The sequence below is a fragment of the Edaphosphingomonas fennica genome (assembly GCF_003034225.1).
Classification (GTDB): domain Bacteria; phylum Pseudomonadota; class Alphaproteobacteria; order Sphingomonadales; family Sphingomonadaceae; genus Sphingomonas_E; species Sphingomonas_E fennica.
The window spans coordinates 48,352-63,712 of the sequence record NZ_PHHF01000047.1 but is presented as its reverse complement, the minus strand read 5'-3'; the positions used below and the strand labels follow the sequence as shown (position 1 = coordinate 63,712).

The 15,361-nt window shown below is 70.8% G+C and carries 14 protein-coding genes; 5 read left to right on the top strand and 9 right to left on the bottom strand.

All coding sequences use genetic code 11. The features are described 5' to 3' along the window. The 3 genes from CV103_RS11575 to CV103_RS11565 form a co-directional block, all read left to right on the top strand. A partial coding sequence (locus CV103_RS11575; RefSeq protein WP_281258480.1) for a transketolase C-terminal domain-containing protein occupies positions 1-307 on the top strand: 307 nt, incomplete at its 5' end. Continuing rightward, positions 304-729 (top strand): DUF2141 domain-containing protein, encoded by a 426-nt coding sequence (locus CV103_RS11570; RefSeq protein WP_107394996.1) that lies wholly within the window; start codon positions 304-306, stop codon positions 727-729. The genes CV103_RS11575 and CV103_RS11570, both read left to right, overlap by 4 nt. Before the next feature lie 32 nt (positions 730-761). Next, on the top strand, positions 762-3,353 hold the full coding sequence (locus tag CV103_RS11565; protein WP_107395004.1) for an MMPL family transporter: 2,592 nt from the start codon (positions 762-764) through the stop codon (positions 3,351-3,353). Here CV103_RS11565 and CV103_RS11560 read toward each other — a convergent pair. After that, positions 3,344-3,937: an ABC transporter substrate-binding protein gene (locus CV103_RS11560; RefSeq protein ID WP_107395005.1), complete on the bottom strand. Its 594-nt coding sequence runs from the start codon at positions 3,935-3,937 to the stop codon at positions 3,344-3,346. The two genes, CV103_RS11565 and CV103_RS11560, sit on opposite strands and share 10 nt — an antisense overlap. Positions 3,938-4,114: 177 nt before the next feature. Between CV103_RS11560 and ispH the strand changes: the two genes are divergently transcribed. Beyond that, positions 4,115-5,074 (top strand): 4-hydroxy-3-methylbut-2-enyl diphosphate reductase, encoded by a 960-nt coding sequence (ispH, locus tag CV103_RS11555; RefSeq protein WP_015458558.1) that lies wholly within the window; start codon positions 4,115-4,117, stop codon positions 5,072-5,074. 5 nt (positions 5,075-5,079) lie between these two features. Further along, on the top strand, positions 5,080-6,231 hold the full coding sequence (hpnH, locus tag CV103_RS11550; RefSeq protein ID WP_015458559.1) for an adenosyl-hopene transferase HpnH: 1,152 nt from the start codon (positions 5,080-5,082) through the stop codon (positions 6,229-6,231). Positions 6,232-6,259: 28 nt separating this feature from the next. Here hpnH and CV103_RS11545 read toward each other — a convergent pair whose 3' ends face one another. From CV103_RS11545 to hpnA, 8 genes are read right to left on the bottom strand one after another with little or no spacing between them, the layout of a single operon-like run. Next, positions 6,260-7,600: a metal-dependent hydrolase family protein gene (locus CV103_RS11545; protein WP_107394995.1), complete on the bottom strand. Its 1,341-nt coding sequence runs from the start codon at positions 7,598-7,600 to the stop codon at positions 6,260-6,262. Continuing rightward, the gene (locus tag CV103_RS11540; protein WP_107394994.1) at positions 7,597-8,232 is read right to left on the bottom strand and encodes a phosphorylase family protein; all 636 of its coding nucleotides are present in this window, start codon (positions 8,230-8,232) and stop codon (positions 7,597-7,599) included. Before CV103_RS11540 ends, CV103_RS11545 begins: the two co-directional genes overlap by 4 nt. Beyond that, entirely contained in the window at positions 8,229-10,208 is a 1,980-nt protein-coding gene (gene shc, locus CV103_RS11535; RefSeq protein WP_211314386.1) for a squalene--hopene cyclase, read from the bottom strand. The genes CV103_RS11540 and shc overlap by 4 nt, the downstream gene beginning before the upstream one ends. Beyond that, a complete protein-coding gene (gene hpnE, locus CV103_RS11530; RefSeq protein ID WP_107394993.1) occupies positions 10,195-11,457 on the bottom strand; it encodes a hydroxysqualene dehydroxylase HpnE in 1,263 nt (420 codons plus the stop codon). The genes shc and hpnE overlap by 14 nt, the downstream gene beginning before the upstream one ends. 7 nt (positions 11,458-11,464) lie before the next feature. Continuing rightward, positions 11,465-12,298 (bottom strand): presqualene diphosphate synthase HpnD, encoded by an 834-nt coding sequence (hpnD, locus tag CV103_RS11525; protein ID WP_107394992.1) that lies wholly within the window; start codon positions 12,296-12,298, stop codon positions 11,465-11,467. Continuing rightward, positions 12,295-13,173: a squalene synthase HpnC gene (gene hpnC, locus CV103_RS11520; protein WP_107394991.1), complete on the bottom strand. Its 879-nt coding sequence runs from the start codon at positions 13,171-13,173 to the stop codon at positions 12,295-12,297. The genes hpnD and hpnC overlap by 4 nt, the downstream gene beginning before the upstream one ends. Further along, entirely contained in the window at positions 13,170-14,306 is a 1,137-nt protein-coding gene (locus tag CV103_RS11515; protein WP_107394990.1) for a glycosyltransferase, read from the bottom strand. The genes hpnC and CV103_RS11515 overlap by 4 nt, the downstream gene beginning before the upstream one ends. Beyond that, entirely contained in the window at positions 14,303-15,307 is a 1,005-nt protein-coding gene (gene hpnA, locus CV103_RS11510) for a hopanoid-associated sugar epimerase (protein ID WP_015458567.1), read from the bottom strand. Before hpnA ends, CV103_RS11515 begins: the two co-directional genes overlap by 4 nt. Between the last annotated feature and the right edge of the window lie 54 nt (positions 15,308-15,361).

Below are 15,361 nucleotides of genomic sequence, written 5' to 3'. Positions count from 1 at the left end.
GCGCTTCGCCAAGCCGCTGGACGAGGCGCTGATCCGCCGGCTGCTGTCCACCCATGAGGTGGCGGTCACCATCGAGGAAGGGGCGATCGGCGGCCTCGGCGCGCATGTGCTGACGCTGGCCTCCGACGCCGGGTTGATCGACGGCGGCCTGAAGCTGCGCACCATGCGCCTGCCCGATATCTTCCAGGACCAGGACAAGCCCGAGCGCCAGTACGAACAGGCCGGCCTCGACCACAACGCCATCACCGCAACCGTCCTCGCTGCCCTCAGAAAAAATAGCCTCGCCGTCGCGGGGGATGCCGGTTGATCGGCGCGCGGCTGTTGCTGGCCGCGCTGCTGGCGGCGCCCGCCGCCGATCCGTCCGGGTCGATCGAGATCGCCGTCACCGGCGTCCGCACCGCCGAAGGGCGCGTCCATGTCGATATCTGCCCCGAGGCGCATTTCCTGAAAGAGGATTGCCCCTGGTCGGGCGAGGCGCCGGCGCGGATCGGCGCCACCGTCGTGGTGGTGCGGGGCGTGCCGCCGGGCCGCTATGCCGCGCAGGGTTTCCATGACCGCAACGGCAACGGCACGGTCGATCGCAACCTGATCGGCATTCCCACCGAGGGCATCGGCTTTTCCAACGACGCGAAGATTCGTCTCGGCCCGCCCAAATTCGCCGATGCCGCCTTCGATCACGGGCCGGGCGACCAGAGGATCGCCTTCCGCCTGCGCCATATGGCGGGCTGAAGCAGGGCGTGGCGCGGCTGGCCCCAGCAACGATGCCGGCGCGGGCGAACGGGCCGGTCGCCCGCGCGGTGGACGCCGCCTGCCGGCGGCCGATGGCGGTGCTGGTCGCCGCCCTCCTCCTCGCGCTGGCCGCCGGCGCCTATGCCGCCACCCATTTCGCGATGACAACGGACAGCACGGCGCTGATCTCGCCCGATGTCGGCTGGCGGGTGAACGAGCGCCGGCTCGACGCCGCCTTCCCGCAGAATGGCGACGCGATACTGGTGGTGGTGGATGGCGCGACGGCGGAGCTGGCGGAGACCGCCTCCGCCGCGCTCGCCGATCGGCTGGCGGTCGATCGCGCCCATTTCCGGGGCGTCACCCGGCCCGACGGCGGCCAATTCTTCGCACGCGAGGGGCTGCTCTTCCGGTCGCAGGCCGATGTCGCCGCCGCAACGGCCCGGATGGTGGAGGCCCAGCCCTTCCTCGGCCCGCTCGCCGCCGATCCCAGCCTGCGCGGCATCGCCGATGCGCTCGGCACGATGATCTCCGGCGTCGACCGGGGCGAGGCCGATATCGCCCGGATCGACCGGCCGATGGCGGCGCTGGCAGACGCGCTGGAGGCGCAGGCGGCCGGCCGGCCGGCCTATTTCTCCTGGCAGGCGCTGCTCGGCGACGGGGACAAGGAGGGCGCGCTGGAGGCCCCGCGCCGCCGGCTGATCCTGGTCCGCCCGATCCTCGATTATGGCGCGCTCCAGCCCGGCATGGCCGCGAGCGACGCGATCCGTGCCGCCGCCCGCGCGCTCGCCCTCGATCCCGCCCATGGCGTCACCGTTCGCCTCACCGGATCGGTGCCGCTGTCGGACGAGGAATTCTCCTCGCTCGCCGACAAGGCATGGCTGGTGGCCATGGTGATGATCGCCGCCATGCTCGGCACATTATGGCTCGCCACCCGCTCCGGCCGGCTGGTCGCGGCGATCATGCTCACCACGCTCGCCGGCCTCGTCGTCACCGCCGCAATCGGGCTGATCGCCGTCGGCCGGTTCAACTTGATCTCGGTCGCGTTCATCCCGCTGTTCGTGGGGCTGGGCGTCGATTTCGGCATCCAGATCGCCGTGCGCTTCCAGGCCGAACGCCATGGCGGCGCGAGCCCCGCCGATGCGCTGCGGGGGGCCGCCACCGCGCTCGGCGCGCCGCTGCTGCTTGCCGCCGGCGCCGTCTGCCTCGGCTTCCTCGCCTTCCTGCCCACCGATTATGTGGGGATCGCCGAACTGGGCATCATCTCCGGCATCGGCATGATCGTGGCGCTCGCCTTCAGCGCCACCTTGCTGCCGGCGCTGATCCTGCTGCTGCGCCCCGGCCGGCCCCGCGCCGAGGTGGGCACGCCCGCGCTGGCCCCGGCCGACGCCTTCCTGATCCAGCGGCGCAAATTGGTGCTGGGCCTGTTCGGCCTGTCGATGGTGGTGAGCATCATCGCGCTGCCGGCGGTGCGGTTCGATTTCAACCCGCTCCACCTCAAGGCCCCCGATGCCGAGGCGATGGCGACGCTGACCGATCTGATGCACGATCCCGATCGCAACCCCAATGTGATCGACATCCTCGCGCCCGATCTCCCCGCCGCCCGCCGGCTCGCCGCGCGGCTGGAAGCCTTGCCCGAGGTCGGCCGGGTGATGACGATCGAAAGCTTCGTGCCCGAAGGCCAGGCGGAAAAGCTCGCCACGATCGCCGATGCGCGCCTGCTGCTCGATCTCACGCTCGATCCGCTGGAGCCGCTGCCGCCGCCAAGCGACGCCGATACGGTCGCCGCCCTCCGCCGCACGGCCGCTGCGCTCGCCTCCCATGGCGAGAACGCCAATGCCCGCCGCTTGGCCAAGGCCCTCTCCACGCTGGCCGGCGCGCCGCCCGAGGCCCGCAACAAGGCCCGTGCGATGCTGGTGCCGCCGCTGGAGGCGATGCTCGCCCAGCTGCGCGCCGCCCTGTCCGCCGAACCCGTCACGCTGACCGATATCCCTGCCGATCTGAAGCGCGACTGGCTGGCCCCGAAGGGCGGCGTGCGCGTGCAGGCGGTGCCGCGCGCGGCCGGCAACGACAATGAAGCGCTCGCCCGCTTCACCCGCGCGGTGCGCGCGATCGCGCCCGATGCCACCGGCGTCGCCATATCCACCCAGGAAGGCGCGCGCACCGTCGCCCATGCCTTCGTCCATGCCGGCCTGCTGGCGCTGGCGGCGATCAGCCTGCTGCTCTTCGCCGTGCTGCGCGACCTGCGCGAGGTGGCCTTCACCCTCGCGCCCGTCGTCCTTTCGGGATTCCTCACGCTCGGCACCTGCGTGCTGATCGGCCAGCCGATCAACTTCGCCAACATCATCGCCTTCCCGCTGCTGTTCGGGGTGGGCGTGGCCTTCCACATCTATTTCGTGATGGCCTGGCGGGCCGGCGCCGCCGATCTCCTGCAATCCAGCCTCGCGCGCGCCATCTTCTTCTCGGCGCTCGCCACCGGCACCGCCTTCGGCAGCCTCTGGCTGTCCAGCCATCCCGGCACCGCCAGCATGGGCAAGATCCTGATGCTTTCGCTCGCCTGGACCCTGGTGTGCGCGCTGATCTTCGAGCCCGCCCTGCTCGGGCCGCCGCGAAAGGATCAGCGTTGAGCGCCGCCGTCGATCGCGCGCAGCCGCCGGGCGACGCCGGCCACGCCATCCGTGGCGACGGTGCGGGCAAGATCCGCGCGCTGCACGGCAAGCTGGCTCACCCCTTGCGCGATCACGTCGATGATCCGCCATTCCCCGCCCGAATGGCGCATCCGATAGAGCAATGTATCGCCGCCGCTGGTGCCGGTGCGGATCGTCACCTTCACGATCCGGCTGCTGTCCCGCACGGCAACGTCGGGATCGACGATGAAGCGCTCCCCGCCATAGCTTGCGAAATTCCGCGCGAGCGACAGGGCCGAATGCCGCGTCAGCGCCGCGATCGCCGCCTGCCGGTCCGCCGCCGGGCTGGCGGCCCATTTCGGGCCGATCACCAGGGCCGTGATCGCCGGCATGTCGTAATAAGCCCGCACCGCCGCCTCGAACCGGTCGGTGCGCTGGGCCAGCGGCAGCCGCGCCTTCATGATCGCGACCACCTGATCGTTATAGGCCGCCACGCGCGCAGCCGGATCGGCGGCCTGCGCCTGGGCCGCGACGGGCGCCAGCGGCATGGCGGCAAGCGCCAGGAGAAAGGCGGGGCGGAACATCGGCGTCTCCATCCGCGACGGGCAGGCCGCAACGATGTGGCCCGGCCCGGCGGCGGCGGCAAGCCCCTGCCGCCGCGATCATGGCAGGAACGGCACGGAACGCCTTGCCGCGATTTAACTTTTGGGAATGAGCCGGCTCCGCTATCTGTTGGCGCAGCCTCGTAAAAGGAGGACTCGGTGGTTAAGCTCGTCCTTGCCCAGCCCCGCGGTTTCTGCGCCGGCGTGATCCGCGCGATCGAGATCGTGGACAACGCCCTCGATCGGGTGGGCGCCCCCGTCTACGTCCGGCACGAGATCGTCCATAATCGCCATGTGGTCGATACGCTGCGCGCCAAGGGCGCTGTGTTCGTGGAGGAATTGTCCGACGTTCCCGACGGCGCCGTCACCGTGTTCAGCGCCCATGGCGTCGCCCGCGCGGTGGAGAAGGAAGCGCGCGATCGCGGGCTGCCGGTGCTGGATGCCACCTGCCCGCTGGTCAGCAAGGTCCATATCCAGGGCCGCCGCTATGTCGCCGCCGGCCGTACGCTGGTGCTGATCGGTCATGCCGGCCACCCGGAGGTGGAGGGCACGCTGGGCCAGATCGACGGCACCGTCCATCTGGTCGGATCGGCGGAGGACGTGGCCGCGCTCGACATCGCCGACGACAGCCCCGTCGCCTATGTCACCCAGACGACGCTGTCGGTGGACGACACGCGATCGGTGATCGATGCGCTGAAGGCGCGCTTCGCCGACATCACCGGCCCCGGCACCGCCGACATCTGCTACGCCACCCAGAACCGGCAGACCGCCGTGCGCGACCTCTGCCGCGTGGTCGATATGCTGCTGGTGGTGGGATCGGCCAACAGCTCCAATTCCAACCGCCTGCGCGAAATCGGCGTGGAGCTGGGCCTGCCCAGCCACCTCGTCGCGGACGGCGACGCGATCGACCCCGCCTGGCTCGAGGGGGTGGAGCGGATCGGCCTCACCGCCGGGGCCTCGGCGCCCGAGGATCTCGTCCAGGGCGTGATCGCCGCGATCCGCGGCCATGTTCCCATCACCGTCGAAACGCTCGACGGGATCGAGGAGGATCTTCATTTCCGCCTGCCGCCGGCGCTCGATCGGCTGGCCCGGCGCGATGTGGTTGCAGAGGAGGCCTGAGCAAGATGGCGGCCATACCCTTTTCCCAGGCGGCGCGGATCGGCGGCTATGTGCTGGGCCGCAAGCTCCGGCGCGTCGAACGCTATCCGCTGGTGCTGATGCTGGAGCCGCTGTTGCGCTGCAACCTCGCCTGCAAGGGCTGCGGCAAGATCGACTATCCGGACGAGATACTGAACCAGCGCCTTTCCTACGACCAGTGCATGGCCGCGATCGATGAATGCGGCGCCCCCGCCGTATCGATCGCCGGCGGGGAGCCGCTGCTCCATCGCGAGATGCCGCGCATCGTCGAAGGCTATATCGCGCGCAAGAAGTTCGTCATCCTCTGCACCAACGCGCTGCTTCTGAAGAAGAAGATCGATCAGTATCGCCCGTCGCCCTTCTTCACCTGGTCGATCCACCTCGACGGCGATCAGGTGATGCACGATCGCTCGGTCTGCCAGGACGGCGTCTACGAGGTCGCGCGCGATGCGATCCTGCTCGCCAAGTCCAGGGGGTTCCGCACCCAGATCAACTGCACCGTGTTCGACGGCGCCGATCCCGATCGGCTCGCCGCCTTCTTCGACGACATGATGGCGATCGGGCTCGACGGCATCACCGTCTCGCCCGGCTATGCCTATGAACGCGCGCCGGACCAGCAGCATTTCCTCAACCGCGAAAAGACGCGTCAGCTCTTCCGCGACGTGTTCCGCCATGATCCCAAGCGGAAATGGGCCTTCACCAACTCGCCCCTGTTCCTGGATTTCCTGGCCGGCAACCAGACCTACGAATGCACCCCCTGGTCGATGCCGCTGCGCACCGTCTTCGGCTGGCAAAAGCCCTGCTACCTGCTCGGCGAAGGCTATGTGCAGACCTTCCGCGAGCTGATGGACGACACGGACTGGGAGAATTACGGCGTCGGCAAATATGAAAAATGCGCCGACTGCATGGTCCATTGCGGATTCGAGGGCACCGCGACCACGGACGCCGTCCGCCATCCGCTCAAATTCCTGAAGGCCGCCCGCCACATCCGGACCGAAGGCCCGATGGCCCCGGATATCGACCTCAGCCGCCAGCGCCCGGCCGAGAACGTCTATTCCAGCCATGTCGAGCGCGAACTGGCCCTCATCCGGCAATCGCAGCCCGAAGCCGGCAAGCATGTGACAGCGGCGTGGCGGTAATGACGGCCGCCACGCGACCTTCGAAGGTTCATTTCACGCCATCGGCCCGATAGATCACCCCGTCCTTCATCACGACCGCGAAGTTGCGATCCGGGTCGCCGATCAGGTCGATATTTGCCAGCGGATCGCCGTTCACCAGGATGAGGTCGGCCAGCGCGCCGGCCTCGACCACGCCCAGCTTGCCCTTATAGGGCGCGCGTTCGCCCGACAGGGCGAGGAGCTGGGCGTTGTCGTGCGTCACCATCCGCAGGATCTCGGCCGGGGTGAACCATTGCTTCAGCCGGAGGATATAGGCGTTCTGTTCCCGATTCTCCTCGGGCCGGAACAGGAAGTCCGTGCCCCAGGCGAGCTTCACATGATATTTCTTCGCCCAGTTCCAGGCATGGTCCGAACCTTCGCGCACCGCCATCTTCTTGGCGACGCGATCGGGCGGATCGTTCGGCAGGGGCGGCGGCAGGTTCTGGAGGGAAAGCCATGCGCCGCGATCGGCGATCAGCTTGATCGTCGCTTCGTCGAGCAGCTGGCCATGCTCGATGGATTTCACCCCCGCATCCAGCGCACGGCGCACGGCGCGCGACGTATAGGCGTGGACGGCGACATAGGTGCCCCAATCCTCGGCGGCGGCCACGGCGGCCGAAAGCTCCTCGGGCAGATATTGGGTCACGTCGATCGGATCGTAATCGGAGGATGAACCTCCGCCCGCCATCAGCTTGATCTGGCTCGCCCCGAAGCGGAGATTCTCGCGCGTGGCGGCGAGCACCTCGTCCCGCCCGTCGGCGATGAAGGTGGCGCCGAACTCCTCGGCGCGCGATGGCTTGCCGAAGAAGCGGCGCGAGCGTTCCGTGGGCAGGCGGAAATCGCCGTGGCCGGACGTCTGGCTGATCACCGCGCCCGACGGCCAGATGCGCGGCCCCTGATATTTGCCGCTATCGATCCCGGCCTTCAGCCCGAAAACCGGGCCGCCCATGTCGCGCACGGCGGTAAAGCCGCGCAGCAGCATGGCCCTGGCCTGATCGGCGGCGGCGGCCTCGGCTGCCTGCGGGGTCAGATCCGGCGACATGAGCTTCGCCATGTCGAGCGCGCCGAAGGTCAGGTGCACATGGACGTCGATCAGCCCCGGCATCAGCGTCCGGCCGCGCCCCTCGATCACCCGCGCCCCGGCGCCCGCCTTGGCCGCCGGCCCGATCGCCGTGATGACATTGCCCTTCACCGCGACATTGGTGGGCGGGGACAGGCGATCCGACTGCCCGTCGAACACCCGCACATCGCGGAACAGCGTTTCCGGGGCATCCTGCGCGTGGACCGCCGTGCCCGTCGCCATCGTCATGAAAAGCGCCGCCGCCGGCCGCCAATGCTTCCAGTGCATCATTGCCTCTGCTCCCAGAACCGTTCGCCTTCATTCATGCGCGCCATCAGCCGTTCGAGCGACCGGAAGGCCGCGCCCACATCGCGCGCGGTGCGGATCAGGGCGGGCAGCTGGCCGGGGTTGCGGGCCAGCGATGCCGTCACCGGGCCGATCGCCATGCCGCCGCCGGGCTGCATCCCCACCCAGGCGGCGTGCGGCAGATCATGATCGGCGGTATCGGATATCACCCGCAGGAAGGCGAAGGGCAGGCCGTGCCGGGCCGCCACGCGGGCGGCGACGTGCGATTCCATATCGACGATGATCGCGCCCGTTCCGGCATGGAGCGCGCGCTTGGCGGCCGCCTCGGCGACCAGCGTGCCATCGGCATGAACTTCGCCGATCCGCGCCTCGGGCAGGCGGCGGGCGAGTGCCTCCACCGTCGCCGGATCGCCGCCGATCGTCCAGTCGCCGACGGCGAGGTCGGGGGCGAGGCCGCCGGCTATCCCCATGCTCCAGATCGCGCGCGCGGAACGCGCGTGCGCCTCCAGCGCGGCTTCCAGCGCCGCCGCGTCGCCGCCGCCGGGGATCGGCGCCAGCCCGTCGCGCGCGATGATCCGGGCCTCGCGCTTCAGCCCCGTCGCCACCAGGATCGTCACATGCCCACCATCACGCGGCGCGCGTTGCCGCGCTTGAGGTTGCGGTATCGCGCCATCGCCCAGAGCGGGAAATAGCGCGGATAGCCGTGGTAGCGCAGGTAGAAGACGCGCGGGAAACCGCCGCCGGTGAAATGTTCCTGCGGCCACAGCCCATCCGTGCCCTGATGGCGCATCAGCCAGCCGATGCCGCGCTGGACGGCGGCGCCATCCACCTCGCCCGCCGCCATCAGCCCGATCAGCGCCCAGGCCGTCTGCGAGGCCGTGGAGGGCGCGGGGCGGTGGCCGGTGCGATCCAGCGCATAGCTGTCGCAATCCTCGCCCCAGCCGCCATCGGGATTTTGGATCGCCTCCAGCCAGGCGACCGCCCTGCGCACGATCGGTTCCCGCGGATCGACCCCCGCCGCGTTGAGCGCGCAGAGGGCGGACCATGTGCCGTAGACATAGTTCACCCCCCAGCGGCCGAACCAGCTGCCATCGGCTTCCTGCTCGCGCGCGAGATAGGCGAGCGCCGCCCGCATGCGGGGGCTTTCCGCCGGCTCGCCGAGCTGCGCCAGCATCGATATGCAGCGCGCGGTGACATCCACGGTCGGCGGATCGAGCAGCGCGCCATGATCGGCGAAGGGGATGTTGTTGAGATATTCCGCCATATTATCGGCATCGAAGGCGCCCCAGCCGCCATTGCGGCTCTGCATGCCTTCCACCCATTCGCGGCCGCGCGCGATCGCCTGATCCTGCCCGTCGCCGGGCACGATCCGACCGCGCGCGCGGTCCATCGCCATCGCCACCACGGCGGTATCGTCCAGATCGGGATAATGATCGTTGCGATACTGGAAGGCCCAGCCGCCCGGCCGCACATCGGGCCGCTGTTCCGCCCAGTCGCCCTTCACGTCCAGCACCTGCAGCGGCTTGAGCCAGGCGAGTCCCTTCGCCGCCCGCGCTTCCGCCGCGTCGCCGCCTGCCTCCATCAGGGCATGCGCCGCCAATGCGGTATCCCAGACGGGCGAGACGCAGGGCTGGCAGTAGATCTCGTCCGTCCCGTCCTCGGGATCGAGCACCAGCAGCTTTTCGACCGAGGCGCGGGCGATGGCGCGATCGGGGTGATCGGGCGGATAGCCGAGCGCATCATACATCATCACGGCATTGGCCATGGCGGGATAGATCGCGCCCAGCCCGTCCTCCCCGTTCAGCCGTTCGCGCGTCCAGGCGACGCAGCGATCGATCGCGCGGCGGCGCAAGCCGGCGGGCCAGAAAGGACGCACGCCCTTCAGCAGCTTGTCGAGCACGAGGAAGCCTTCGGTCCACAGTCTTCCGGTGCCCGCCGCGCGGCTGGCGATCGGCGCCGGTTCCTTGCTGCGATACAGTTCGTCGACATGGGTGCCGCGCGGATTGCGCGCGCGCGGGCGGAGCGCCATCAGCACCAGCAGCGGCACGATCACGGTGCGCGCCCAATAGGACATCTTCGACAGATGGATCGGGAACCAGCGCGGCAGCAGGATCATCTCCACCGGCATTTCCGGCACCGCCGCCCACGGCCCCGCGCCATAGAGGGCAAGCTGGATGCGGGTGAAGACATTGGCGGCTTCCGCCCCGCCGGCCGCGAGCACCGCCGCGCGCGCCCGCGCCATATGGGGCGCATCTCCGTCATCGCCGATCAGCTTGAGCGCGAAATAGGCCTTCACCGTGGCGCTCAGGTCCATCGCGCCGCCGTGGAACAGCGGCCAGCCGCCGTCCCCGTTCTGGATGCGGCGAAGATAGCGGCCGACCTTCGCCTCCAGCGCCAGATCCTCCGGCTCGCCCAGATAATGGCGCAGCAGCAGATATTCGGCCGGGATGGTGGCATCGGCCTCCAGCTCGAACACCCAATGGCCGTCGTCGCGCTGGGCGGCGATCAGGGCGGCCGCCGCGCGATCGACCCCCGCCTCCACGGCGGCCAGCGGATCGACGGGAACAGGATTGCCGGCTTCAGACTGATACATGCGCGCGTGCCACCTCGCCTGCCAGATGGGCGGCCGTCCGCCCGGATCGGATCGCCCCTTCGATCGTCGCCGGCAGGCCGGTCCGTGTCCAGTCGCCCGCCAGCATCAGATTGGCCCAGGCCGTGGCCGCTCCCGGCCGCCGCGCATCCTGATCGGGCGTGGCGGCGAAGGTGGCGCGGCGTTCGCGCACGATCTGCCAAGGCGGCAGCGGCGCATCGATCCCGGCGGCGCGGGCCACCTCCGCCCACAGCCGGGCGGCGAGCGCGCCGCGATCCTCGTCGCACAACCGGTCCGCGGCGCTGATCGTCACCGAGATCCTGTCGGGAAAGGCGAAGATCCATTCCGCCGTGCCGCCGATCACCCCCAGCATCGGCGGCAAGGCGGGTGGCGGCGGAAAGGCGAAATGGGCATTGACGATGGCATGGTGGCGATCGGGCACGGTGAGGCCCGGCACGAGATCGGCCGCCACCCATGCCGGCACCGCGAGGATCACCGGATCGTCGGCGGCGACGGCATCCGCCCCGTCGGCGAAACCCAGCCGCTCCACCCGATCGCCCGCGAAGCCCAGCGCCTTCAGCCGCCGGCCCATGCGGATATCGGCGCCATGCGACCGGAGCCACGCGATCGCCGGATCGACGAAGGCGGCCGCCAAGGTGGGATGGGCGATGCGGGGGCGGCAGGCGCGGCCGCCCTTGGCCAGCGTCTCGCGGATCACGGCGGCCGCCAGCCCGGCCGATGCCTCCGCCGGCGGGGTGTTCATCACCGCCACCATCAGCGGCGCGATCAGCCTTTCCCACAGGGGCGTATCGGTGGCGATCACATCGCCGATCCGCGCATCCGCATCGGCGCCCAGCAGGCGGGCGAGCGGCAGATAATCGGCGACGCCCGTGCCCGGCACCCGCCGGCCGGGGACGAACAGCCACCAAGGCAGCGGCCCGCCATTGGGCGCCACCCGCCAGCGTTCGCCATCGCGCAGGTCGAAAAAGGCGAAGCTCGCCTCCGCCGGCCCGGCCAGCCGATCGGCGGCGCCGATCGTGGCGAGATGATCGGCCACGGCGGCATTGCCCGACAGCACCAGATGGTTGCCGTTATCGATGGTGAGGCCGAGCTGGGGATCGTGATAGGAGCGGCAGCGCCCGCCGGCGCGCGGCCCCGCTTCGGACAAGGTGACGGCGTGGCCCGCCTTGGTGAGCGCGATCGCCGCCGCCAATCCGGCCAGCCCCGCGCCGATCACATGAGCCCGCGCCATCGCCGCCCTACCGCAGCAGCCTGAGGCGGATCATCATCCCCAGGATCGCCAGCCGGTTGTGCCGCACCCGGCGGCGCGGCGGCGCCCAGCCCGCCGCCTCCATGCGATCCAGCAGCACGCCATAGGCGCCCGCCATCAGCCGGGGGGCGATCAGGTGGCCGCGCGGCCGGGCCGCCAATATGCGCCGCGCGGCATCGAAATGCTGGCGCGCCTCCGCCGCCACCGCCCGGCAGGCGCGATCGATCCGGGGATCGGCGGTGATCGCGGCGATATCGCCCAATGGCAGCCCGGCCGCCGCCAGCGCCTCGGCCGGCAGATAGACCCGGCCGATCGCCGCATCCTCATCCACGTCGCGCAGGATGTTGGTGAGCTGCAGGGCGCGGCCGAGATGGTGGGCCAGCGCCAGCCCCGGCGCTTCCTCCATGCCGAACACCCGCACCGAAAGCCGCCCCACGGCGGATGCCACGCGATCGCAATAGAGATCGAGATCGGCCGCGTCGGGGCAGCATATGTCGCCCGCCACGTCCATCGCCATGCCGGCGATCACCGCATCGAAATCCGCCCGCGCGAGATCGAAGTGGCGGACGGCCAGCGCCAGATAATGCGCCTGCCCCGGATCGCCGCCGGCATAGAGCCGGGCGATATCGCCGCGCCACGCATCCAGCGCGGCGGCGCGGGCGGCACGATCCCCACGCTGGTCGTCGGCGATATCGTCCACCTCGCGGCAGAAGGCGTAGATGGCATACATCGCCTCGCGTTCAGGGCGCGGCAGCACGCGCATGCCGGCATAGAAGGAGCTGCCGGCCGCCCGGCCCTGCGTGGCGAGGCTGGTGGCGGTCATGCCCGCCCGCTCCGCGCGATCATCCGGCCCAGTGCCGCGCGTCCAGCGATCATCAACGCCTCCATCCTGCCATGGTGGACCTTTTCGGCCAGCGGATCGCGACGGCGCAGCCGCGCCGCAAGGCTTTCCGCCAGCCGCTGGATCGCCGCCACCTCCATGCCCAGCCGCCGATCGGCGATGGCGCGGGCGAAACCGGCCGACCGGGCGAGCAGCGCCTCCGCCTCACCCGCCGCCTCGCCGATCGCCGCCTTCAGCGCCGGGGCCGCTCGGGGGGCAGCGAGCATATCGACGGTGGCGCCATGCGCGGCCAGCCGATCGGCGGGCAGATAGACCCGATCGATCGCGCGATAATCCTTCCCGCAATCCTGCAGGTGGTTGATGACCTGCAGCGCCGCGCACAGCGCATCCGACGCCGGCCACAGCGCGCGATCCTCGCCATGCACATCCAGCACGAAGCGGCCGACCGGCATCGCCGAATATCGGCAATAATCGATCAGCGCGTCCCAATCGGCATAGCGGTTCACCGTCACGTCGCGGCGGAACGCCTCCAGCAGATCGAGCGCGTGGCCCGCATCCAGCCCGCGCCCGGCCAGCGCCGCGCGCAGCGCCCCGGCGGCGGGATCGGCATCGCTTTCGCCGGTCAGGCCCGCGCGCATCGCCTCCAGCCGGGCGAGCTTTTCGACAGGCGGCGCCGTGGGGTGATCGGCCACGTCGTCCGCCGCCCGCGCGAAGCGGTAGAAGGCCATGATCGGCGCGCGATGCTCCGGCCGGATCAGCAGCGAGGCGACCGGGAAATTCTCGTCCTTATGGCCCTTGCCCGATGCCAGCGCCGCCGCGCCCGCCGCCCTTGGCGCCTGTTCCGCCAGCGCGGTCATGCGCCCAGCCGCGCCTGCGCGCGTCCCTTCCACATGCCGCCGCGCCCGCGTGCATGCGCCAAGGCCGACAGCGCGGTGGCGCCGGCATAGAAAGCCGCGATCGCCGGCAGCAGCGGCCCCCACAGGGGCGACCGGCCGTAGAAACGCAGCATCGGCTGGAAGGCGATCGCCATCAGCGCCCAGGCGGCGATCCCCATCGCCCGGCCCGGCCCGGCGGCGAATGCTGCAGCCAGCGGCGGCACCAGGAAGACCAGCGCCAGGCCCAGCAGCGTGCCTGCCAGCAGCCAAGGCGAATAACGGAGCTGGGCATAGGCCGACCGCGCGATCATGGCGCCGATCTCCCGCCAGCCGCCATAGGGGCGGATGCTCACCGATCGGCGCGTCAGCATCAGGCGGATCGGCCCCTGCCGCTTCATCGCCCGGCCCAGCGCGCAATCGTCGATGATATGGGCGGCGATGGCGGGGATGCCGCCCGCCTGCGCCAGCGCATCGGCGCGCGCCAGCATGCAGCCGCCGGCAGCGGCGGCAACCGGCGATCCCGCCCGGTTCACCCGCGCGAAGGGATAGAGCATCTGGAAGAACAGCACGAAGGCCGGGATCAGCGCGCGTTCGGCGGCATTGGCGGTGCTGAGCCGCGCCATCAGCGAACAGAGCGCCAGCCCTTCCGCCTCGCCGCGCGCCACCAGCGACCGGAGCGTATCGGGGGCGTGGGCGATATCGGCGTCGGTCAGCCACAGCCAGCGCGCGCCGCCGGCACGGGCGATGCCCTGCTCCATCGCCCAGAGCTTGCCCGTCCAGCCGGCGGGCGGCGGGCTGCCGGGCACGATCTCCAGCCGGTCCCCCCGCCCCGTGGCGGCGGCCGCTTCCCGCGCGATCCGGGCGGTGCCGTCGCTGCTGCCGTCGTCCACCAGCAGGATACGGAAATCGCCGGGATAATCCTGCGCCAGCAGGCCGGCGATCGTCCGGCCGATCACCGCCGCCTCGTCGCGCGCCGGCACCACCGCCGCCACCGCCGGCCAGTTCGCCGGATCGGGGGCAGCCGCCTCGTCCGTCTCGGCCGCGCGCCAGAAACCGCCATGCCCCGCCAGCAGATAGATCCACAGGCCCAGGCTGATGGCGGCCAATATCGTCATGCGATCATGCCCTCGCGCCGGAACCAGGCGATCGCATCGCCGATCGCGTCGCGATAGGGCCGGGCGCGATAGCCCAGCTCCGCCGCCGCCCTGGCCGAGCTGTAGAACATGGCGTGGCGCGACATCTTCAGCGCATCGCGGGTGAGGAAGGGCTCGCGGCCCGACAGGCGCGACACCAGCTCCGCCCCCCAGGCCAGCGGATAGAGCGGCCCGCGCGGCAGGTTGAGGCGCGGCGGCCGGCGGCCGGTGAGGCCCGCAATGTCCGTCAGCATCGTCCGCAAGCTCACGTCCTCGCCGCCCAATATGTAACGGCGCCCGGCCCGCCCCCGCTCGAATGCGGCGACATGGCCTTCGGCCACGTCGTCAACATGGACCAGGTTCAGCCCCGTGTCGACGAAGGCCGGCATCCGGCCCCGCGCGGCCTCGATCAGGATGCGGCCGGTGGGCGTGGGCTTCACGTCGCGCGGGCCGATCGGGGTGGAGGGGTTGACGATCACCGCGGGCAGGCCGCGCGCCGCCACCATCGCCTCCACCAGCCGTTCGGCGGCGACCTTGCTGCGCTTGTAGGCGCCGATCGCCGCCGCTTCGTCGAGCGGCCGGTCCTCGTCCGCCGGGCGGCCGGCGTCGGGCGCCAGCGTGGCGACGCTGCTGGTATAGACGATGCGCGGCGTTCCGGCCGCCAGCGCCGCCTCCATCACGGTGCGCGTGCCTTCGCGATTGTTGCGGACGATCTCCTCCGGGTCCGCCGCCCACAGGCGATAGTCGGCGGCGACGTGCGCCAGCCCGTCCACGCCCCGGAGCGCGGCGCGCATGGCGGCGGCGTCGCGGATGTCGCCGCGCACGATCTCGCCCGGAAAGTCCCTGAGATTCGCAGGCGCGCTCGTTTCGCGCGCGAGGCCGCGCACCGCATAGCCGGCGCCGGCGAAGGCCCGCGCCACCGCCGCGCCGACGAAGCCGGAAACGCCCGTCACCAAAATGGTCTTCCCGCGATCGGCCAGCATCGCCTCCTCGGTCGCCCGGTTCCGGCCCAGGCCTGCGAGGAAGTATGTGAAAAG